Origin of the sequence: Pseudomonas sp. Root329, from assembly GCF_001424925.1 — a bacterium.
Taxonomy (GTDB): Bacteria; Pseudomonadota; Gammaproteobacteria; order Pseudomonadales; family Pseudomonadaceae; genus Aquipseudomonas; species Aquipseudomonas arabinosi.
On sequence record NZ_LMCV01000050.1, the window covers coordinates 129,989 to 149,157 of the forward strand.

Below are 19,169 nucleotides of genomic sequence, written 5' to 3' on the forward strand. Positions count from 1 at the left end.
GCCGATGATGTTCAGCAGCACCGCATTGTGGTGAGGGGATTGCCCCCTCGCCACCTATCGAGTGTTTATCCCTATATTTTGGCTACTCGACGATCAACCGAGCCAACCGCTGCTTGAGCATGCGATTCTCGGCCCGCAGTTGCTGGACCTCTTCCAGCAGGTCCAGCGCCAGGGCGACGCCTTCCCATTCCAGCTCCAGATCGTGCCGCAGCTTGGCGGCACGCTTGGCCAGTGCCAGTTCATAATCGTTGAAACGCCAATCCTTGGGCAGTGCGCCCTGAGGTTCGAGGATGCCGTGTTCGACGATTTCGATCACGTAGACGTCCGACAGGTCGGTCGCCTCACAGAATTCTGCCATGTCCAGTTGAACGATCAGGGGGTTGCTCATGATGGGCTACTCCGTCTCTTGGATCAGAAGTGTTCTCTGGGGTTGAAAGCCGCTTTTTTCGCCAGCTCCTGCCACAGCGCCTTCACCTCGTCGTCCGAGGTTTTAGGCATGACGGCCTTGAGTTGTACAAACAGATAACCGCGATGGCCAGCCTTGTTCATCAAGCCGTGGCCCTTGGCGCGCATGCGCTGGCCGTTCTGGCTGCCGGCCGGAACCTTGAGGTTGATCTTGCCTGTCAGTGTAGGCACTGCCACCTCAGTACCTAATGCCAACTCCCACGGAGCCAGCGGCAAGGTAATGATCAGGTTCTCGCCTTCGACGTCGAACTTGGGGTGCGGCGCAAAGCGAATGATCAGGAACAAGTCGCCATTCGCCCCGCCACCAGTGCCCGGTGCACCCTGACCCTTGAGGCGGATGCGCTCGCCGTCGGTCACGCCGGCCGGGATCTTCACGTTCAGGCTTTTGCTGGTATTGCTGACATGCTGGCCGGCAGCGTTGTACTGCGGCACCTGGAAGGTGACCTTCTTCGATTCGTTCGAGAGGGTTTCTTCCAGAAAAATCCCGAGTTCCATTTCCACGTCTTGCCCTCGACGTCCGGCGCTACGGCCCGACTGTCCACCATCAAAACCAGGGCCACGGTTGCCGAAGATCGAACTGAAGAAGTCCGAAAAATCGCCCGTATCCTGACCACCACCGAAACCGCCTGCGCCACGCCCCTGCCAACCCGGCGGGCCCTGGAACGGTTGGCCGTGCTGGCCGTATTTGCGCAAGTCGTCGTATTCGGCGCGCTTGTCGGCGCTTTTCAGCGCTTCATAGGCTTCCGAGGCGTCTTTGAATTTGGACTCGGCGTCCTTTTCCTTGCTGACGTCCGGGTGATACTTGCGCGCCAGCTTGCGATAGGCGGCCTTGATCGTCTTATCGTCCGCGGTCGGTTCCACACCGAGAATCTTGTAATAGTCTTTGAAGTCCATCGAGGGAATCACCATCCGTTATCAAAATCGCGCCGTCACCGGCAGCATGCGCTTATTGGCAGCCGCGAGGTTGACCGATCTCTAGTGTCCTGCCTCGCAAATACGTTCCTCTTTTGACGAGTGGCTGTTGCTGCCAGGCAAGGCGCCGCGACGAGTCATAGCCCGCTATGGCGAGGAGCGGCAACGCAGCATGGCAGAAACAGACGCCGTCAAAAAGGAACAGTATTTGCGAGGCAGGACACTATTGTGACCGGGGCGCGCATCAGAAGTTTATCGGCAGCGGTGGGCAGTTCTTGCGACCGCCGAATGGCTGCCAGGGTCGATGCAGACAAGTTTGGGGCATCGGGCCAGCTTATCAAGGCGCTATTCGTGATGATTTAGCAGATAGTCGGCCTTCGAATCTGTGCCGCACTGACATACACTGCGCGGCCGTTTTTTAACCGGAACTCGAAAGACATGAAAAACGCATCTCCAGCCCGTGCCTGTGGTATCGACTTCGGCACGTCCAACTCCACCGTCGGCTGGCTGCGCCCCGGCATGGAAACGCTGATCGCGCTGGAGGACGACAAGATCACCCTGCCTTCGGTGGTCTTCTTCAACATGGAAGAACGCCGCCCGGTGTACGGCCGCCTCGCGCTGCACGAATACCTGGAAGGCTATGAAGGCCGGTTGATGCGCTCGCTCAAGAGCCTGCTGGGCTCCAAGCTGATCAAGCACGACACCAGCGTCCTCGGCACGGCGATGCCGTTCAAGGACCTGCTCGGACTGTTTATCGGCCAGCTGAAGAAGCGCGCTGAAACTGCCGCCGGTCGCGAGTTCGATGAAGTGGTGCTGGGTCGTCCGGTGTTCTTCGTCGATGACGATGAAATGGCCGACCAGGAAGCCGAAAACACCCTGGTGGACGTGGCCCGCGCCATCGGTTTCAAGGACGTTTCGTTCCAGTACGAACCGATTGCGGCGGCCTTCGACTATGAGTCGACCATTGAAAAAGAAGAGCTGGTACTGATCGTCGACATCGGTGGTGGTACGTCGGACTTCTCGCTGGTGCGCCTGTCCCCTGAACGCCGCAACCACGACAACCGTCACGACGACATCCTCGCCACCGGCGGCGTGCACATCGGCGGGACCGATTTCGACAAGCAGCTGAGCCTGCAAGGCCTGATGCCGCTGTTCGGCTACGGCAGCCGGATGAAGAGCGGCGCCTACATGCCCACCAGCCACCACATGAACCTGGCGACCTGGCACACCATCAACTCGGTGTATTCGCAGAAGTCGACCCTGGCGCTGGGCAGCATGCGTTACGACATCGAAGACACTGGCGGCATCGATCGCCTGTTCAAGCTGATCGACCAGCGCGCCGGCCACTGGCTGGCCATGGAAGTGGAAGAAACCAAGATCCAGCTGACCCATGCCGACAGCCGCCATGTGCCGCTGGACCGCATCGAACCGGGTTTGAGCGTGGAGTTGAGCCGGGCACTGTTCGAATCGGCCATCGACAACCTGTTGGAGCGCGTGCGCAACAGCGTGACCCAGCTACTGAACGACGCCAACGTGCGGGTCGATCAGGTGGATACAGTGTTCTTCACCGGCGGCTCGAGCGGAATTCCGGCACTGCGCAACAGCGTCTCGGCGATGTTGCCGAACGCTCGGCATGTGGAAGGGAACATCTTCGGCAGCATCGGCAGTGGCTTGGCGATTGAAGCGATGAAGCGCTACGGCAACATGGACTGATCCGAAACCGAGACGAGGCCATCGCGAGCAAGCTCGCTCCCACATTGGAATGCGTTCCCCTGTGGGAGCGAGCTTGCTCGCGATAGGGCCCTATCAGGCAATACACATCACCTGATCAAACCATCCCCACCTGCTTCAACTCACTCTTCAGGTACGCGTAATAAATCGGCCCCGCCACCACCCCCGGCAGGCCGAACGCGGCCTCGAACACCAGCATTGCCAGCAGCAACTCCCACGACTTGGCACTGATCTGCCCGCCAACGATGCGCGCGTTGAGAAAGTATTCGAGCTTGTGGATAAAAATCAGGTAACCCAACGCCGCCACGGCCACCCAGATCGACAGCGACAGACCGACGATGGTGATCAGGGTGTTCGACATCAGGTTGCCGATCACCGGCAACAAGCCGAGCAGGAAGGTCAGCACGATCAGGGTTTTGGTCAGCGGCAGCTTGATGCCGAACATCGGCAGGACCACCACCAGGAAAATCCCGGTGAAGAAGGTGTTGAGCAGGGAAATCTTGATTTGGGCGAACACGATGTTGCGAAACGCCTGGACCAGCAGGTGCAAGCGGTCGAACAGCGCGGCGGCCAATGGCCTGCGCTTGGTCACGTCCGGCACGCGCTGCAAGGCAATGATCGCCCCCAGCACCATGCCGATCAGCAGCGTCACAAACATGTGCGCTGCGTCCTTGCCCACCAGCTGCAAATCGCTTAGATGCTTGCTCACCCACTCGCCAATCGCCACGCGGAACTCGGCGGCACTGGCGGGTAGATAGGCGTCGATGAACGGCGGCAGTTGCCCGCGCGCCCGATCAACCACACCCATGAATTTGTCGAGAGAAGCGCCGGGGTTTTCCGCTTCATGCAGCAGAAAGCTGAAGGCACCGGCAAAGATCAGCGTCAACACACTGACCACTAGCGTCCCCAACAACGCCACCGCCAGCCAGCGCGCACGCCGACCTTCGATCAGGCGCTGCAATTGCGGGGTGAGCATGTTGACCAGTTCGAACACCAGCAGTCCGGCCAGCAAACTCGGCAGTAATCGCAGCGGGATCACCAGCAACAAACCACCAAAGATGATGACCCAACTGATTGACAATAAGACTTGGCGTTCAGAAAACGTTGGCATACAGCCTCAAAACGAACGGCGTAAAAGGATTGGCAGTCTGCCAGCGTTCCGATGCCAGCACTAGGGATTGTGTAGGTCGACCTTGGTCGCAATGGTGGCGGATTTTTGCAATGTCCTTGCCGGCCTCTTCGCGAGCAAGCCCGCTCCCACATTCGACCGAGTTCTTCCAGATGGAATGCGGCCAAATGTGGGAGCGGGCTTGCTCGCGAAGGGGACCTCACAGCCCCCACAAATCTCCCGCCCCACCCATGACCATGTTGTTATTTTTTCTTCAGGCAATCGCTCATGAAGGTTTTGCGCGCATCACCCTTGAGCGCCTTAGTGGCGGCATCGGCGTTGCAGGTTTTCATTTTCTCTTGCTGAGGCGTCAGGGGTTTGGCAGCCTCGGCGGCGGGTGCAGCCTTGAGGCAATTGCTCATGAAGGCTTTGCGTTCGTCTCCCTTGAGGGTTTTCGCGGTAGCGTCAGCATTGCAGGTGGTCATCTTGTTCTGTTGCTCGGTGGCGGCAAAGCCTTGGGCGCAGAGCAGCAAACCGATCATCAACAAAGGGACACGCAACATCTTCATGGAGTTTTCTCCTTGTTGCCGCACCGACGAGCACGGCCTCGCTCTGGAGTGTAGACAACACCTGTTACACCTTCCTGCTCTCAAGGTGGCTGCGTCGATACTGTTCCGGCGTGCACTCCGCCTGGCGTTGAAACATCGCGATAAACGCTGAGCCGGTGCTGTAGCCCATGTCGAACGCGATCTCCTGGATGCTGCGGTGGCTGTCCAGCGCTTCGATCGCCGCCAGAAACCGCAATCGCTGCCGCCACTCACCAAAACTCATGCCCAACTCACGCACGAACCGCCGCGCCAGGGTGCGCTCGCTGACATGGATCTGCGCAGCCCACTCCGACAAGGGCCGGTTATCACCGGGCTCGGCCTGCAAGGCTTCGAGTATCCCGAGCAAGCCGGGGCTGCTGGCGTAGGGCAAATAACATTTATGCACCGGCGCCTGTTGCAGCTGATCCACCAACACCTGAGCGAGACGTTTGTCGGCTTCGTACTCCGGAATCTTCACATCCCGGGCAGCGAAGTCTTTGAGGATCGCTTTGAGTATGTCGCTGATGGCCAGGGTGCAGGCCTGTTGCGGCAGGTTGTGGCACATCGGCGGAGCCAGGCAGACTGCGCGATAGTTGATCGGCTGATGGCTATAGAAGCTGTGCTCGGTCTGCGGCGGTACCCACACCGCGTATTGCGGCGGTGACATGAAGCGGCTGCCGCCGATTTCCATGTGCAATACGCCGTGGGCCGAATACTCCAGCGTGCCCCATGGGTGACGGTGCGCCGAGGCATAACGATGCGCATCAAAATCGGCATACCGGAAGTACACCGGGGCAGGCAGTTCGCTGAAGTCGAGCAGATCGATGTGTTTACTGTTCATGCTGTCCGTCATCAGGGGCAGGTTGTCTGGATCGAAGTATAGGCTTGTATCCAGACAGGCGATAATCACCCCCTCATTAACGTTCTGGTTTTCTCTGATGCAATACGCTTATCCCCTGCTGGCCATTTTCATCTGGGCCGGCAATACCGTGATCACCAAAATGTCGGCCGGGGCGATCTTCCCTGCCGAGATCGGTTTTTACCGCTGGCTGCTTGCCGGATTGCTGTTCACACCCTTCATGCTCAAACCGGTGATCGCCCATTGGCCAGCGATCCGCCCGAACCTGGGCAAGATCTTTGTGCTCGGCGTGCTCGGCATGGCTGTTTACCAAAGCCTGGCGTACTTCGCGGCGAGCCTGACCTCGGCCACCAACATGGGCATCATCCTGTCGCTGATGCCGTTGATGTCACTGGCCATGGCGATCATTGGCCTCGGCCAGCGCCTGACCATCGGCGCCCTGGCCGGTGCGGTGCTGTCGTTTGCGGGGGTTTTGGTGGTCGTCTCATCCGGCAGCCTTGGTGCGCTGCTTGAACACGGGGTGAACCTGGGTGACGCGATGATGCTGATCGCCACCCTGGCCTACGCGATCTACAGCACGCTGCTGAAAAAGTGGCAGCTGCGTTTGCCGCCGCTGGTGTTGCTGTACTTGCAGGTATGGGTGGCGGTGGTGGTGCTGTTTCCGATGTTCCTCGCCTCACCGAAGATCGGCCCGACGCTGCAGAACATTCCGCTGGTGCTTTACGCCTGCTTGTTGGCCTCGATGGTTGCGCCATTGGCATGGATGCAGGCCGTGGTGCGTCTGGGTCCGAGCCGGACTACGTTGTTTTTTAATTTGCTGCCGCTGATTACTGCGCTGATTGCGGCGGTGGTGCTGCATGAGCAGTTGGCGATGTATCACTTGGTCGGCGGGGTGTTGACGTTGGGTGGGGTGATTCTTTCGGAGCGCTGGACCACAGTTCTAGGCCGTAAGATTCGCGTAGCCTGAGCGGACGCTTTCGCGAGCAAGCCCGCTCCCACAGGGGAATGCATTCCAAATGTGGGAGCGGGCTTGCTCGCGAAGAACGATGACGCGGTTTACCGGCTAAACCCCAGCTGCTTTCAGCCGCGCAGCATGCTCGACAAACAACCGGATCGGCTCCGCCCCCTTCCCTACCAAACCCAACGACTGATTGACGATGTCGAAGTGATCCATCGGATACTCGTCACCAATCACTGTCCCCAGATGCGAGCTGTAACGCCCGACCATCCCGTCGCAATGCCCGACCTCCCGAACGAAGGTTCTGGCAAACAACCGGCAGCTGCGGTTGGTCCCATCAAACAGGTTTCGCCCGCGATTGGTCTTGCCCGGTTGCAAGGTCCCGGACCAGGAGTAATACCGCACGCCATTGACCTCTTCCGGCCCATGCCCGCCCCAGGTTTCAGGCAAGCCCTGTGGATAACGCTGGTTGAACAGCGCCACGCCTTCCGTCGTCAGTGAATGATGGGAGGCATGGATATCCACCGGCAACTTCGGTCCGCGATAACCGGTTTCCAGCAGGCTCATCAGCGCACTGATCCAACGCAGCAAAACGCTGAGCAAACGCCCCTTGGCGCTGTCTCCCGGATAGTGTTTGTGCAGGTAATCCGCCAGTTCCGAGCCGTGATTGGGGCCTGCCACCGAGGTGACCGAAGCCACCCGATCCGGGCGCTTGGCCGCGGCATAGCGGGCGGTCAGTGCCCCTTGGCTGTGGCCGATCAGGTTGACTTTCTCGGCCCCGGTTTCCCGCAGGATTTCCTCGATCCGCGCCAGCAGTTGCTCGCCGCGCACTTCGCAGGAGTTGATCGGTGAGACCTGCACCGCAATCACCGTCGCCCCACCCCGGCGCAAGGCCGAGATGATCCCGTACCAGTATGGATAGAGCAGCAGACGGATAAACCCGAGCATTCCCGGGACCAGCACCAACGGGTAACGCGTGGCGGAACCTTGCGACATGGGCGAACGTCCTTGTGATCGGTGAGGTGACGCAAGGCTGAATGCAAGACATCAGCCAAGCATCGGCATCGAAGATGACAACTCGACGACCAGTCTATGACATCGCGCCCTACTTCAGCCCCACCACCCCCGCCACGATCAATCCGACCGACACCAGTTTGACCGCCGTCAGGCTTTCGCCGAGCAGCGCAAACCCGAGAAACACCGTGCCCAGGGAGCCGATGGCGGTCCAGATCGGGTAAGCGATGCTCACCGGCAACTCGCGCATGGCCAGGGTCAGGAAGTAGATCCCGCCCACCGCGGCCACCACGGTGATCATCGACGGCCAGAGCCGGGTGAAGCCCTCGGCGTACTTCATACCCATGGCAAAGGTGACTTCGAAGCCCGCGGCGATCAGCAAAAACAGCCAGGCCATCTAGAACTCCCTGGCCAGCGCCCGCAAACGCTGCTCGGCCTCAGCGGCGGAGATCTGGAAGGTGCGCGCCTCGGATTCTTCGCCTTCGGCGGCCACGACCGTAATGTCGGTGATGCCGATGAACCCCAACGCCGTTCGCAACAACGGATCGGCATGGTTCATCGCCTCAAGTTCTCCACCGGGCCCGAAACCGAACCCGCCGCGACTGGTGACGATCAACGCCTTTTTGCCCTGCACCAGCGGCTCGTATTGGGCCACGCCATTGTCCAGGGTGTGATTGAAGGTCAATCCGAGTCGCACAATCTGATCGATCCAGGCCTTAAGGCCGCTGGGCACGCTGAAGTTATGCATCGGCGTGGAGATCACCAGCAAATCGTGGCCAAGCAACTCGCTTACCAGTTCATCGCTGAACGCCAGATCGGCCTGCATCGACAGCGGCCGCGCATCAGGCTCGGGGTAAAACGCGGCAGCCACAAAAGCCTCATTGACCGGCGGAATCAACGCCCGACCGACTTCGCGACGGGTCAGGTGCGACTGAGGATTGGCCGCCTGCCAGGCGGAAAGAAACACCTCTGCCAAGCGCCTGGAATGAGAACGGTCGCCACGGGGGCTGGCATGTACGGCAAGAATTGTGCTCATCTGAATCTCCTGAAGGACTAAACTCAAACTGCTTGTGGCTTGCAGCTTGAAGCGCGTAGCCGCCCCTCTTCAAATGAGCAAAAATCAGTCTGGATGAATTGATTTCATCCATGGAGCTTTCAATGTTTGCCTCGCTGCCGCTGACCGCCCTGCGCGCCTTTGAATCCGCCTCGCGCCTGCTGAGCTTCAAGGCTGCCGCCGAAGAACTCTCGGTGACGCCGACGGCGGTTTCCCATCAGATTCGTTCGCTGGAGACCTGGCTCGGTGTGCCGTTATTCGAGCGACTGCCACGGCAAGTTCGCCTGACGGACTGCGGTGAACGACTGTTCCACAGCTTGCACGGCGCCTTGCTGGAAGTGGCGCAAAGTGTCGATACACTGCGCCCGCAACGCAGCGGCGCGAGCTTGACGATCTCCACCACCGCCGCTTTCGCTGCGTTATGGCTGGTGCCGCGGCTGGGCCGGTTTTACGCCCGGCACCCGAACATCAGCCTGCGGCTCGATACCCATTGCGAAGTCATCGATTTGCATCAGGACGCCAGCGTCGATCTGGTGGTGCGCTACAGCCTCGATGATTACCCGAACCTTTATGGCCTGTGTCTGTTTGACGAATCCTTTGGTGTCTATGGCTCGCCGGAGCAAGTCGCCCTGGCCGCCAGCCGAGCGCCGACGCTGATCAGCGTGCGCTGGCACAACTCCAAACTGTACGCCCACGGTTGGGAGGCCTGGTGCGCGCAGTCCGGCGAGAACTGGCTTGCGGGAAAGCCAGCGGTTCGTGAATACGACGAAGAGCATTACGCCCTGCAAGCGGCGATTGCCGGGCAAGGCCTGGTGCTGGCGAGCAATATTCTGGCGTCCGAGAGCGTGGCCAGTGGTTTGCTGGTGGCTTACAAGGGTGAGGTTCAGGTCGATGGTGCCGGTTACGCGGCACTGTGCGTGCCGGGGCGCGAACGGCATCCGCCGGTCCGGGCGTTTTTTGCGTGGTTGCAGGAAGAAGCAGCGTTGTCGGGGCTATTGCCAAGATCGCAGCCTTCGCCAGCTCAGGAGATGACTGATCGTTCCCACGCTCTGCGTGGGAATGCAGCCCGGGACGCTCCGCGTCCCATCAAAAGCCGAATGCAGAGCGTCCGTTGAGGTATTCCCACGCGGAGCGTGGGAACTATCTGTGGCTACCGGGTGGGTTTGACGGTGACTGGCGCCTTGCCGGCCTTCATCTGCTCCAGCAACGGCGCGCACTGATTCGGTTCGCCACCGCTCGGCGCCACCAACGCCAGCAACCCCGCCGCCGGTGCGGCAATCACACCCAACGCCACCATCCCCGCCCCGCGCAGTATCAGCGGCACAGCCTTCACACCCGCATCAGGCTTGATGAACTTACCCCGCACGTACAGCGGCGAACGCAGCGAAATCAAGCGCCAGCCCTTGGATTCCGGGGAGATGGTCAGGTCCAGTTGCTCAGTCGCCATGTTGGCCGTGCCATCGATGTAGATGATCGCGTTTTCGGTATCGAAGACGAACAGGCGCGTGGTCGCCAGTCCGGTCTTGATGTCGAAGTCAGCGGCAGCGCAGTTGATCTTCACTTCCTTGTCGCCAAAGATCTTGCCGACTACATAGTTGCCGACGTTGAGCCCTGCCAGCTCCATGAGTTCGCGGCTGATAGCGCCATCGTTAATCAGCATCTTCAGATTGCCATTGGCGGTGCCCAGCAGTTTGGCCACCGAGTTGCCACGACCGGTGATGTCGGCATCGCCATTGAGCTCGCCGAAACTGGTTTTCATCGGCTCAAAGGTCGGGAACAGCTGTTTGAGTTTGAACTTGCGTGCGGTGAGTTTGGCCCGGCCTTCCAACGGTTCGGTTCGGCCATTGAGGCGAATCTGAGCATCCAGGTTGCCGCCAGCCACACCGAAGCGCAGGGGCTCAAGGCTGAGCACGCCGTCAGTGAGTATCAGGTGGGTGTAGAGATCGTTGAACGGCAGTTTTTCGCTGTGGACGATGCGCTTGCCGGTGAACTCGACGTCAGCGTCCATATCGCGCCAGCGCTCGGTTTTAAACTCTTCGACCGGCAACACCTTGTCTACTGGCTGCTTGCTTTCACCACCACGGGCCTTTTGTTTGGCGTTGGAATCGGCACCGATCAGCGGGGCCAGGTCGGCAAACAGCAGTTGATTGGAAACCAGCGAACCGCTCAGCTTCGGACGCGGCTGGCTGGCGACATAAGCCAGGCTGCCATGGATGTCGCTCTGACCAATCTTGCCGTTGAATTCTTCGTAACGGAATACCGCGCCGTCCGCTTCATGCAGCTTGGCGATCAAGTGCCCGTCAGTCTCGTACGGCGGCGTGTCCGGCAGGGTCACGCCGGTCAGCGGGTAGAGATTGCCCAGACTGGTGCCGGCCAGTTTCAGGCGCAAATCCAGGGCGCCGAGGTTCAGTGGATCGGTGAGGGTGCCGGCCAGTTCGACGCTGGTGTCGGCGATATTCACGTGTGCCTGAAGCGGGAACGGTCTGGCCGCGTCCTGCAACGCCAGCAGGCCGCCGATCTTACCTTCGCCCCCGAGTTTCTGGCCGTGGTATTGGCCTTTGACCTTCAGCGCGAACGCGTAATCCTGCGGCGAGGCGCCCTTTTCCGACGCGGTATTCGCGGCTTTGTCACCGACGATGTCACTGAACGGAATCGGTTTGCCCAGCGGGTCGATGATCAAGTCGAGCTGAGTTTTCAGGCTCTGGTCGTCGAGGATGACGTGGCCTTTGTCAAAGCCGATCGCACCGATGTCCACCACCCAGCTTGAAGGCTCGGCGTTCGGGTCTTTCGGATCGAATTTGAAGGTCCAGTTGGCGCGACCATCGGCAAGGCGCTGGAGGTCGGCATTCGGTTCGGTCAGGTCAATACGCGGAATCACCACGCGCTGCGCCAGCAAGGCCAAGGGTGAGATGCGCAACTCGACGCGTTTGAGGGTGACCATCTGCGGTGTCTTCGACCAGTCCGGATTGCCCAGGCTCAAATCCTCCGCCACCACATGCGGCCACGGCACCCACGCGCGCCAGCCGCCCTCGTCGGGCTCACGTTGCCAGACCACCGCGAGGTTGCCGTTGATGGCGAACGGGCGGTGCAGCTCTTCGGAAACTTTGGCGTTAAGCGGCGGTTTGATCCGGTTCCAATCGAAGAACGCGATGATCAGAACCAGTACGGCCAGCAGGACAACAAGGCTGGCGAGGGTCCAGGTAAACATTTTACGAGTGCGCGTCATTGCACAGGGCTCCTGATACGACTGAGCGCCCTGACTGCGACGCACGTTTGAAACGTTAGGCCAGAACCGGCCTGCCATGGAGTCTAGGACTGGGAAATGGCGCGCAGGTTTAACCGAAATTCCGCTTAACGCTCAAATAATCGGTCGGCGACAGGATGCGTTACCGGACCCGCACTTTTGCAAGGCGCGAGTGAGTGGAAAATACCCATCTCAGCGCAAAAACGTCCGGCGGAAACGCCCGATTTAGAGCCGTTTCACGGAACAATCAATTCCGTTGATTATTACCATTGCGTTTATGAACTTTTATATCGACTTATCGAGAGTAGCATTGCCCTCGTACCCACTTTATCGCCCTCCCTCGGAGCACCCAATCATGAAACGCCAATTACTGTTTAGCCTTACCCTCTCAATGCTGGCCAGCACAGCTTTCGCCCTGCCAGCTGCTGACCAGGCGACCCCACAAGTCAAATCCACCCACTCGGTATTCAGCCAAACCGTCGCCGAAGGTGGCAATGATCGCCTGAAAGAAAAAGGCCTGATCACCCAGGATGGCTCGGACCGTACTCCACAAGGTCAAACCTTGGCTGCTGATGGTTCCGACCGCACTCCACAAGGTCAGACCCTGGCTGCTGACGGTTCCGATCGCACTCCACAGGGTCAAACCCTGGCTGCTGATGGTTCTGATCGCACTCCACAAGGCCAAACCCTGGCTGCTGACGGTTCCGATCGTACTCCACAAGGTCAAACTCTGGCTGCTGACGGTTCCGATCGCACTCCACAAGGTCAAACCCTGGCTGCTGACGGTTCCGATCGCACTCCACAAGGTCAAACCCTGGCTGCTGATGGTTCCGATCGCACTCCACAAGGTCAAACTCTGGCTGAAGGTGGTGGTGACCGTGTCATCGAACGCAACAGCGCTTTGAGCTGAGCCCATGGCGGCCCTGAAAAAAAGCCCAATCCTCGGATTGGGCTTTTGACGTTATAGATGCCTCACTTCCCTGCTTGATCCCCCGATAGTCATTCGACGCCGGCAAAGCCGATTTGCTAGAGTGCGCCGCTGTCTTATCCAGAAAACACCCTTGCGATGCTGCCCCGCGCCGAACAGAAACAACAGACCCGCAACGCCCTGATGGACGCTGCCCGCCACTTGATGGAATGCGGCCGAGGATTCGGCAGCCTGAGCCTGCGCGAAGTTGCCAGAACCGCCGGGATCGTGCCCACCGGTTTCTACCGGCATTTCGCCGATATGGATGAACTGGGCCTGGTACTGGTGAGTGAAGTCGGTCAAACCTTCCGCGAAACCATTCGCCTGGTGCGCCACAACGAGTTCGTCATGGGCGGCATCATCGACGCCTCGGTGCGGATCTTTCTCGACGTGGTCACGGCCAATCGCTCGCAGTTCCTGTTTCTCGCACGCGAGCAGTACGGCGGTTCGCTGCCAGTGCGGCTGGCCATCGGCCGTTTGCGCGAAGACATAAGCTCGGACCTGGCGGCCGACTTGTCCTTGATGCCGAAACTGCAACACCTGGACATCGCCGGCCTGAGCGTCATGGCTGACCTGATTGTTAAAAGCGTGTTTGCAACCTTGCCGGACATCATTGATCCGCCGGCACAGGCATTGCCCGAGCATCTGACGCCGCAGGCGAAGATTACCCAGCAGTTGCGGTTTATCTTTATTGGCCTCAAGCATTGGCAGGGACTCGGCAGCACCGAGTAATCCTCTAAAAGCCGCAATTTGGTGCGAGTAGCGCTGCACCGCACCAAATTCATCCAAATAGCCGCAAAGGCTAGTAGCCCCCACTGAGCACCGACAGGCATTTCCTACGTATCACCCGATTGGCAAGCCCCTTGCTCTAGCCTAAGCATTGTCCATTGCTGGAAGCCTTCCGATGCTGGTGATTCATCGCAGAATCGACCCTCAACCCGTCTGGGCCGCCGAGTTGCACCTGACCTTCGAAGCCCGGAGCAAAAGCCGTTTGCGCTGTTTCAGTGCCGAGGGTGAAGACGTCGGTTTGTTTTTGGAGCGCGGTCAGCCACCCCTGTATGACGGTGAGTGCCTGCAAGCCGAAGACGGGCGCATCGTCCGCGTCTGCGCTCGGGCCGAACACCTGCTGCACGTCACCTGCGCCAATGCTTTCGAACTGACTCGCGCCGCCTATCACCTCGGCAACCGCCATGTCGCCCTGCAAATTGGCGATGGCTGGTTGCGCCTGCTCGACGACTACGTGCTCAAGGCCATGCTCGAACAGCTTGATGCCAAGGTCGAGAACATCGAAGCGCCGTTCCAGCCGGAACACGGCGCCTACGGTGGCGGCCACCACCATTCGCGCCACGGCGATGAAGACTTCAACTACCCGCCGAAACTGCACCAGTTCGGCGTGCGGTTATGAACCCAGCCTGGGCGCTGTTGCGCCTGGCCAGTCCGCAACTGCCGATTGGCGGTTACAGCTATTCCCAAGGTCTGGAAATGGCTGTGGACAACGGCCGGGTGAATGATCCTGACAGCGCCCGTCGCTGGATCAGTGATCAGTTGCTGCTGAACCTGGCGCGTTTCGAAGCGCCGTTGCTGCTCGCCCATTGCGTGGCCGCCTCTGATGAAAACTGGGGTGAATTGCTGCAACGCTGCGAAGAACATCGCGCCAGCCGGGAAACCAGGGAGCTGCATCAGGAGAGCCGGCAGATGGGCTATTCGTTGCAGCAACTGCTCAACGGTTTGCCTGAGCTGGATGCATCGGCCCGCGCCTTTCTTGAACAACGTCCCGAGCCGCATCTGGCCCTCGGCTGGGCACTGGCCGCTCGCGCCTGGAATATCAGCCCGCAGGACGCACTCGCGGCGTGGCTCTGGAGTTGGCTGGAAAACCAACTGGCGGTGTTGATGAAAACCCTGCCACTGGGCCAACAAGCTGCGCAACGCCTGACCAGCCAGTTGCTTGCGCTGCTGCAAGAGGCTCAGCAGAACGCCACCCGAATCAACCCCGAACACTATGGCAGCGCCGCTTTCGGCCTGTCCCTGGCGTGCATGGCCCATGAGCGCCAGTACAGCCGCCTGTTCCGTTCCTAGGGCCAGTTATTTTGGGCCTGTTATTTTGGAGAAGCACATGAATACACAACCTCTGCGCGTCGGCATCGGCGGCCCGGTCGGTTCCGGCAAAACTGCGCTGACTTTGGCCCTGTGCCTGGCGCTGCGCGACCGCTACAACCTGGCGGTGGTCACCAACGACATCTACACCCGTGAAGACGCCGACTTTCTGGTGCGCAACGAAGCCCTGGCGCCGGAGCGAATCATCGGCGTGGAAACCGGCGGCTGCCCGCACACGGCGATTCGCGAAGACGCCTCGATCAACCTCGAAGCCGTGGACCAACTGAACCGCCGCTTTCCAGGGCTGGACCTGATCCTTGTGGAGTCCGGTGGTGACAACCTGTCCGCCACCTTCAGCCCAGAGCTGTCCGACCTGACCATTTATGTGATCGACGTCTCGGCCGGCGACAAACTGCCGCGCAAGGGTGGGCCGGGGATCTGCAAATCGGATCTTCTGGTGATCAACAAAATCGACCTCGCGCCATTGGTGGGTGCGTCGCTGGAACTGATGGACAGCGACACCCAGCGCATGCGCAACGGCAAACCGTTCGTTTTCAGCAACCAGAAAACCGGCCTCGGCCTGGAAGAAATCATCGCCTTCATCGAACGCCAGGGCCTGCTGACAGCGGCGTGAACACGATCAACTTTTATCAACAAGGAAGCTTATCCATGACACTTAAACGCATTCTGGGCGCCATGGCCCTGCTGCTGACCCCGGCCATCGCCTTCGCCCACCCGGGGCATGGCGACAACGGTTTGATCGCCGGCATCAGCCACCCGGTCGGAGGCCTCGATCACTTGTTGGCGATGGTTGCGGTCGGTTTGTGGGCGGCACAACAGAAAGGCGCTGCACGCTGGGCGCTGCCGTGCACATTCGTCGGCATCATGCTGATCGGCGGGTTGCTGGGGTTTGAAGGGCTGAACCTGCCGGCGCTGGAGAGCGGGATTGCGGCGTCGGTGCTGGCGCTGGGCCTGGCGGTGGCGTTGGCCGTGCGTCCGCCGTTGAGCCTCGCCGTTGCGGCAACCGCTTTGTTTGCGCTGTTCCATGGGGTGGCGCACGGACTGGAGTTGCCGCAGATGTCGAGCCCTTGGGCGTATGCGGCGGGTTTTGTAGCGGCGACGGCTGCCTTGCATGGCTTGGGTTATGCCCTGGTGCGGGTGTTGCCGCAAGCGGCGGCGCCGTTGGTTCGACTGGCGGGTGCGGCGTCGGCGGCGACTGGCGTGTGGTTGTTGGCGGGCTGATTTCTTTATCACCTGTGATGGCCTCATCGCGAGCAGGTCGAATCGTCGCACCGTCGCTCCCACATTTGTTCTGTGTGCACAGTTCCAGTGTGGGAGCGAGCCTGCTCGCGATAGCGGTCTGACAGACCACCGCATCTCTCAGGCCTGATAACATGTCGCGCAATCAACCCTGCCGTGACGACGCCAGCCAATGCCGCCTGTTTCCCGCTCCGCCTCCCAGCCTGAATTGACCGCTCTGTTTGCCTCGGTGCAACAGCACTTCCAGGATGTAATCGTGCCGCTCTGGCAAGGTCCCGGCTGGAATGCCGACATGGCGCTGCCCTATGAGGCGCTGGACGCCGGGCATCAACCGCTGCCGCCCCAACGCTACCGCGCCATGGCCTGCGCGCGGCAGCTTTACCTGTTTTCCAGCCTGATCGGCCAGGTTCCGGCCGCCGAAGAACGCGCCGCAGCGCTGTTCCGTTCCCTGCAGCAGCATTTCCACGATGCCGAGCATGGCGGCTGGTTCTACAGCGTCGACCCGCAGGGTGCGCCGCTGGATCAGCGCAAAGACCTCTACACCCACGCCTTCATCCTGTTCGCCTGCGCCCATTACTGGGACAAGGTCCGCGAACCGCTGGTGGAATCGGTGCTCAACGCCGCACTGGAAGTGGTCGCGCAGCGCTTCGCCACGGGCGACGGCCTGTACGAAGCCAGCCTCGGCCGCGACTGGTCCTCGCTCGAGTCCGGGCCGCTGCAAAATCCCCTGATGCACTTGGCCGAAGCCTTCCTCGCCACGCTGTCGGTGCGCAAAGACGTCGCCGTGCAAGACGCGCTCGTCGAGTTATGCACAGCGATGCAGAAGCGTTTTATCGACCCGCAACACGGTGTGTTGATGGAAAAACCACTGGGGGCTGTGGATAACTGGTTTGAACCGGGGCACCAGTTCGAGTGGTATTTCCTGCTGGAGTCGTCTTCGTTGCTGCGAGGCTCGACACTCCACGCCTCTCTGGAACGCGCCTTTGCGTTCACCGAACAACTGGGTGTCGATCAACAGACCGGCGCCGTGCGGGCCATGCTTGACCTGACGCCGGACAGCCCACCTCGGGACGCTACGCAGCGAATCTGGGCTCAGGCTGAATACCTGCGCGCCCTGACCTTGCGGCCACACAGCGAGGCTGCGGTGCTGCGCCAATTGCAGGCGTTGCAGCAGCGCTCTCTACACGCGGGTGGCTGGTATGAGTGCCGTGATGAGAACGGTGATGTGACACGTCGGGACATGCCGTCGACCACGCCTTATCACTTGGCAACCTGCTATCGCGGGTTGGCCGAGTATCTTCGCTGATTGATAGATCGCTATCGTCGGATCGCCGCCCGGAGCAAGCTCGCTCCCACAGGGGTTGTGTCGTTCGCGAAATGGCGAGTCAACATAAAATCTGTGGGAGCGAGCTTGCTCGCGATAGGTCGTTACGCGGTCTTAAGCCTTGGCATTACGCTCAATCGCAAACCCGCTCCACGTCTGGCTCACCGGCATCAGCTCCAAACTGTTGATGTTGATGTGCGCCGGGGCATTGAGCACCCAGAAAATGGTGTCGGCGATGTCTTGCGGCTGGATCGGCTCGGCGCCGGCGTAGGTCGCGTTGTAACGCTCCTGGTCGCCGGCGAAGCGCACCAGTGAGAACTCGCTTTCGCACAGGCCCGGCTCGATATTGCTCACCCGCACGCCCGTACCTTGCAGGTCGCAGCGCAAGTTCAGGGAGAACTGTTTAACGAACGCCTTGCTCGCGCCATACACATGGCTGCCTGGGTACGGGTAGTTGCCGGCGATGGAGCCGAGGTTGACGATGCCGGCGCCGCGACCGTGAGCGATCAGGCGGGGCAACAACAGACGAGTGCTGTACATCAGGCCTTTGATGTTGGTGTCGACCATGGTGTCCCAATCGTCGAGATCGCACTTGGGCGCCGGGTCAACGCCCAAGGCCAGGCCGGCGTTGTTGATCAGCCCGCGCAGTTTGGCGAAGGACGGCGGAAGGTTGGCAATCGCCTCCTCCATGGCCTTGCGATCACGCACGTCGAGCACCAGGCCATGAACCTCGGTCTGCTTCGACAACTCGGCGCACAGCGCATTGAGGCGCTCTTCACGACGGCCGGTCAGCACCAGTTTCCAGCCGGCTTCGGCAAAACGACGGGCGCAGGCTTCACCAAAACCGGAGGTCGCGCCGGTAATAAACAGGGTGTTGGACATCGTGTTCTCCTTGCTTCGGCTGATCGGCAGCCACTGGAATAGAAAATCAGCAGCCAGCATGCCCGGCCTTGCCCACAGCGGCAACTACCTTACGAGCTGTACAAAAAACGATCAAACGTTGCCACACCTTGCCCGCCGTGGCTCTCAGCCATGTGCGCGCACCTTATCCACAGGCCGGTCCACAGTTTCCGGGGGCAAGTGGAAAAGCTGTAAGCCGCTGTGCACAAGGCTTTGCGGGCAAATTGGAAATTTTTTTGCTTGACCCTGGAACGTCGGCTGTGTAGCCCATGGCATTTTGCACGATTGACCGGCCATACCGACGATGGCGCCAAGCCAGTAACTACGGCCTTCAGCCGAGTCTTTCCAGAGTTTAACCACAGACTTATCCACAGGCAGCTCCACCCTGTTTCGGCCCGTTTTCGTCATCAACAAAAAGGTTGACAAAGCCCGCTCGCGGTCACGCAAAAACGCCTGATCAAAAAACAACCACAACTCTGCAAGCCACGGTTTCAAAGGCTTTCAGCCAGCTACTCCCACGTTATTCACAGCCAGCTCCACAGCAAACGGGGACAAGTCAAAACCGTGACAAAACAACTATTTGCAGCGGCTTTATGTCGCGCTTTGAGAGCTTGTGAATATTGTTTTCCACAATTTCCGGAAAGCACACAGAGACACCCTGTGGGAGCGAGCCTGCTCGCGAAAGCGGTGGG

At 60.0% G+C, this 19,169-nt stretch carries 21 protein-coding genes; 10 read left to right on the plus strand and 11 right to left on the minus strand.

Annotated elements, in window-relative coordinates; all coding sequences use genetic code 11:
- Positions 1-82: 82 nt before the first annotated feature.
- Both ASC74_RS29220 and ASC74_RS29225 read right to left on the minus strand, forming a co-directional pair.
- A complete protein-coding gene (locus ASC74_RS29220; protein WP_056746290.1) occupies positions 83-388 on the minus strand; it encodes a chaperone modulator CbpM in 306 nt (101 codons plus the stop codon).
- A 23-nt stretch (positions 389-411) separates the two neighbouring features.
- The gene (locus ASC74_RS29225; RefSeq protein ID WP_056746291.1) at positions 412-1,359 is read right to left on the minus strand and encodes a DnaJ C-terminal domain-containing protein; all 948 of its coding nucleotides are present in this window, start codon (positions 1,357-1,359) and stop codon (positions 412-414) included.
- Between the two features lie 456 nt (positions 1,360-1,815).
- Between ASC74_RS29225 and ASC74_RS29230 the strand changes: the two genes are divergently transcribed.
- Entirely contained in the window at positions 1,816-3,090 is a 1,275-nt protein-coding gene (locus ASC74_RS29230) for an Hsp70 family protein (protein ID WP_056746292.1), read from the plus strand.
- 115 nt (positions 3,091-3,205) lie between these two features.
- Here the strand turns inward: ASC74_RS29230 and ASC74_RS29235 are convergent, their stop codons facing one another.
- The 3 genes from ASC74_RS29235 to ASC74_RS29245 all read right to left on the minus strand — a co-directional run bounded on the left by ASC74_RS29235 (position 3,206) and on the right by ASC74_RS29245 (position 5,644).
- Entirely contained in the window at positions 3,206-4,219 is a 1,014-nt protein-coding gene (locus tag ASC74_RS29235; RefSeq protein ID WP_046044793.1) for an AI-2E family transporter, read from the minus strand.
- Positions 4,220-4,479: 260 nt separating this feature from the next.
- Positions 4,480-4,785, minus strand: coding sequence for a PsiF family protein (locus ASC74_RS29240; RefSeq protein WP_046044794.1), 306 nt, complete (start codon positions 4,783-4,785; stop codon positions 4,480-4,482).
- Between the two features lie 64 nt (positions 4,786-4,849).
- A complete protein-coding gene (locus tag ASC74_RS29245) occupies positions 4,850-5,644 on the minus strand; it encodes an AraC family transcriptional regulator (protein WP_177338891.1) in 795 nt (264 codons plus the stop codon).
- Between the two features lie 97 nt (positions 5,645-5,741).
- Here ASC74_RS29245 and ASC74_RS29250 point away from each other — a divergent pair, with 97 nt between their 5' ends.
- Entirely contained in the window at positions 5,742-6,629 is an 888-nt protein-coding gene (locus ASC74_RS29250; RefSeq protein ID WP_056746293.1) for a DMT family transporter, read from the plus strand.
- 96 nt (positions 6,630-6,725) lie between these two features.
- Here ASC74_RS29250 and ASC74_RS29255 read toward each other — a convergent pair whose 3' ends face one another.
- From ASC74_RS29255 to ASC74_RS29265, 3 genes are all read right to left on the minus strand, one after another.
- A complete protein-coding gene (locus tag ASC74_RS29255; protein ID WP_056746294.1) occupies positions 6,726-7,616 on the minus strand; it encodes an esterase/lipase family protein in 891 nt (296 codons plus the stop codon).
- A gap of 109 nt (positions 7,617-7,725) precedes the next feature.
- The gene (locus ASC74_RS29260; RefSeq protein WP_008157366.1) at positions 7,726-8,031 is read right to left on the minus strand and encodes a DMT family transporter; all 306 of its coding nucleotides are present in this window, start codon (positions 8,029-8,031) and stop codon (positions 7,726-7,728) included.
- A complete protein-coding gene (locus ASC74_RS29265; RefSeq protein ID WP_056746295.1) occupies positions 8,032-8,670 on the minus strand; it encodes an FMN-dependent NADH-azoreductase in 639 nt (212 codons plus the stop codon).
- 110 nt (positions 8,671-8,780) lie between these two features.
- Here ASC74_RS29265 and ASC74_RS29270 point away from each other — a divergent pair, with 110 nt between their 5' ends.
- Entirely contained in the window at positions 8,781-9,803 is a 1,023-nt protein-coding gene (locus ASC74_RS29270; protein ID WP_236713365.1) for a LysR substrate-binding domain-containing protein, read from the plus strand.
- Between the two features lie 35 nt (positions 9,804-9,838).
- On the opposite strand, the gene ASC74_RS29275 is transcribed toward ASC74_RS29270, so the two are convergent.
- Complete coding sequence (locus ASC74_RS29275) at positions 9,839-11,914, minus strand: AsmA family protein (protein WP_056746296.1); 2,076 nt, start codon at positions 11,912-11,914, stop codon at positions 9,839-9,841.
- A 373-nt stretch (positions 11,915-12,287) separates the two neighbouring features.
- Between ASC74_RS29275 and ASC74_RS31485 the strand changes: the two genes are divergently transcribed.
- From ASC74_RS31485 to ASC74_RS29310, 7 genes are all read left to right on the plus strand, one after another.
- On the plus strand, positions 12,288-12,842 hold the full coding sequence (locus ASC74_RS31485; protein ID WP_080932502.1) for a hypothetical protein: 555 nt from the start codon (positions 12,288-12,290) through the stop codon (positions 12,840-12,842).
- A gap of 156 nt (positions 12,843-12,998) precedes the next feature.
- Positions 12,999-13,631, plus strand: coding sequence for a TetR family transcriptional regulator (locus tag ASC74_RS29285; protein ID WP_046044801.1), 633 nt, complete (start codon positions 12,999-13,001; stop codon positions 13,629-13,631).
- A 172-nt stretch (positions 13,632-13,803) separates the two neighbouring features.
- On the plus strand, positions 13,804-14,304 hold the full coding sequence (gene ureE, locus ASC74_RS29290; protein WP_056746299.1) for an urease accessory protein UreE: 501 nt from the start codon (positions 13,804-13,806) through the stop codon (positions 14,302-14,304).
- The gene (locus tag ASC74_RS29295; protein WP_056746301.1) at positions 14,301-14,975 is read left to right on the plus strand and encodes an urease accessory protein UreF; all 675 of its coding nucleotides are present in this window, start codon (positions 14,301-14,303) and stop codon (positions 14,973-14,975) included. The genes ureE and ASC74_RS29295 overlap by 4 nt, the downstream gene beginning before the upstream one ends.
- A gap of 37 nt (positions 14,976-15,012) precedes the next feature.
- Positions 15,013-15,627 carry an urease accessory protein UreG gene (gene ureG / locus ASC74_RS29300; RefSeq protein WP_056746302.1) on the plus strand — a complete coding sequence of 205 codons (615 nt, stop codon included), beginning with the start codon at positions 15,013-15,015 and terminating at the stop codon, positions 15,625-15,627.
- Positions 15,628-15,662: 35 nt separating this feature from the next.
- Complete coding sequence (locus ASC74_RS29305; protein ID WP_056746304.1) at positions 15,663-16,235, plus strand: HupE/UreJ family protein; 573 nt, start codon at positions 15,663-15,665, stop codon at positions 16,233-16,235.
- 190 nt (positions 16,236-16,425) lie between these two features.
- Complete coding sequence (locus ASC74_RS29310; RefSeq protein ID WP_056746306.1) at positions 16,426-17,559, plus strand: AGE family epimerase/isomerase; 1,134 nt, start codon at positions 16,426-16,428, stop codon at positions 17,557-17,559.
- Between the two features lie 132 nt (positions 17,560-17,691).
- Here the strand turns inward: ASC74_RS29310 and ASC74_RS29315 are convergent, their stop codons facing one another.
- Both ASC74_RS29315 and ASC74_RS32335 read right to left on the minus strand, forming a co-directional pair.
- Positions 17,692-18,459 (minus strand): SDR family oxidoreductase, encoded by a 768-nt coding sequence (locus ASC74_RS29315; RefSeq protein ID WP_056746308.1) that lies wholly within the window; start codon positions 18,457-18,459, stop codon positions 17,692-17,694.
- A gap of 144 nt (positions 18,460-18,603) precedes the next feature.
- Positions 18,604-18,972, minus strand: a complete 369-nt coding sequence (locus ASC74_RS32335) for a hypothetical protein (RefSeq protein ID WP_236713366.1) — start codon at positions 18,970-18,972, stop codon at positions 18,604-18,606.
- Positions 18,973-19,169: the final 197 nt, after the last annotated feature.

What these genes read in the sequence shown, in the direction of transcription:
- ASC74_RS29220 (WP_056746290.1), bottom strand. Translation starts at nt 388, where the DNA reads ATGAGCAACCCCCTGATCGTTCAACTGGACATGGCAGAATTCTGTGAG.
- ASC74_RS29225 (WP_056746291.1), bottom strand. Translation starts at nt 1,359, where the DNA reads ATGGACTTCAAAGACTATTACAAGATTCTCGGTGTGGAACCGACCGCG.
- ASC74_RS29230 (WP_056746292.1), top strand. Translation starts at nt 1,816, where the DNA reads ATGAAAAACGCATCTCCAGCCCGTGCCTGTGGTATCGACTTCGGCACG.
- ASC74_RS29235 (WP_046044793.1), bottom strand. Translation starts at nt 4,219, where the DNA reads ATGCCAACGTTTTCTGAACGCCAAGTCTTATTGTCAATCAGTTGGGTC.
- ASC74_RS29240 (WP_046044794.1), bottom strand. Translation starts at nt 4,785, where the DNA reads ATGAAGATGTTGCGTGTCCCTTTGTTGATGATCGGTTTGCTGCTCTGC.
- ASC74_RS29245 (WP_177338891.1), bottom strand. Translation starts at nt 5,644, where the DNA reads ATGAACAGTAAACACATCGATCTGCTCGACTTCAGCGAACTGCCTGCC.
- ASC74_RS29250 (WP_056746293.1), top strand. Translation starts at nt 5,742, where the DNA reads ATGCAATACGCTTATCCCCTGCTGGCCATTTTCATCTGGGCCGGCAAT.
- ASC74_RS29255 (WP_056746294.1), bottom strand. Translation starts at nt 7,616, where the DNA reads ATGTCGCAAGGTTCCGCCACGCGTTACCCGTTGGTGCTGGTCCCGGGA.
- ASC74_RS29260 (WP_008157366.1), bottom strand. Translation starts at nt 8,031, where the DNA reads ATGGCCTGGCTGTTTTTGCTGATCGCCGCGGGCTTCGAAGTCACCTTT.
- ASC74_RS29265 (WP_056746295.1), bottom strand. Translation starts at nt 8,670, where the DNA reads ATGAGCACAATTCTTGCCGTACATGCCAGCCCCCGTGGCGACCGTTCT.
- ASC74_RS29270 (WP_236713365.1), top strand. Translation starts at nt 8,781, where the DNA reads ATGGAGCTTTCAATGTTTGCCTCGCTGCCGCTGACCGCCCTGCGCGCC.
- ASC74_RS29275 (WP_056746296.1), bottom strand. Translation starts at nt 11,914, where the DNA reads ATGACGCGCACTCGTAAAATGTTTACCTGGACCCTCGCCAGCCTTGTT.
- ASC74_RS31485 (WP_080932502.1), top strand. Translation starts at nt 12,288, where the DNA reads ATGAAACGCCAATTACTGTTTAGCCTTACCCTCTCAATGCTGGCCAGC.
- ASC74_RS29285 (WP_046044801.1), top strand. Translation starts at nt 12,999, where the DNA reads ATGCTGCCCCGCGCCGAACAGAAACAACAGACCCGCAACGCCCTGATG.
- ureE (WP_056746299.1), top strand. Translation starts at nt 13,804, where the DNA reads ATGCTGGTGATTCATCGCAGAATCGACCCTCAACCCGTCTGGGCCGCC.
- ASC74_RS29295 (WP_056746301.1), top strand. Translation starts at nt 14,301, where the DNA reads ATGAACCCAGCCTGGGCGCTGTTGCGCCTGGCCAGTCCGCAACTGCCG.
- ureG (WP_056746302.1), top strand. Translation starts at nt 15,013, where the DNA reads ATGAATACACAACCTCTGCGCGTCGGCATCGGCGGCCCGGTCGGTTCC.
- ASC74_RS29305 (WP_056746304.1), top strand. Translation starts at nt 15,663, where the DNA reads ATGACACTTAAACGCATTCTGGGCGCCATGGCCCTGCTGCTGACCCCG.
- ASC74_RS29310 (WP_056746306.1), top strand. Translation starts at nt 16,426, where the DNA reads ATGCCGCCTGTTTCCCGCTCCGCCTCCCAGCCTGAATTGACCGCTCTG.
- ASC74_RS29315 (WP_056746308.1), bottom strand. Translation starts at nt 18,459, where the DNA reads ATGTCCAACACCCTGTTTATTACCGGCGCGACCTCCGGTTTTGGTGAA.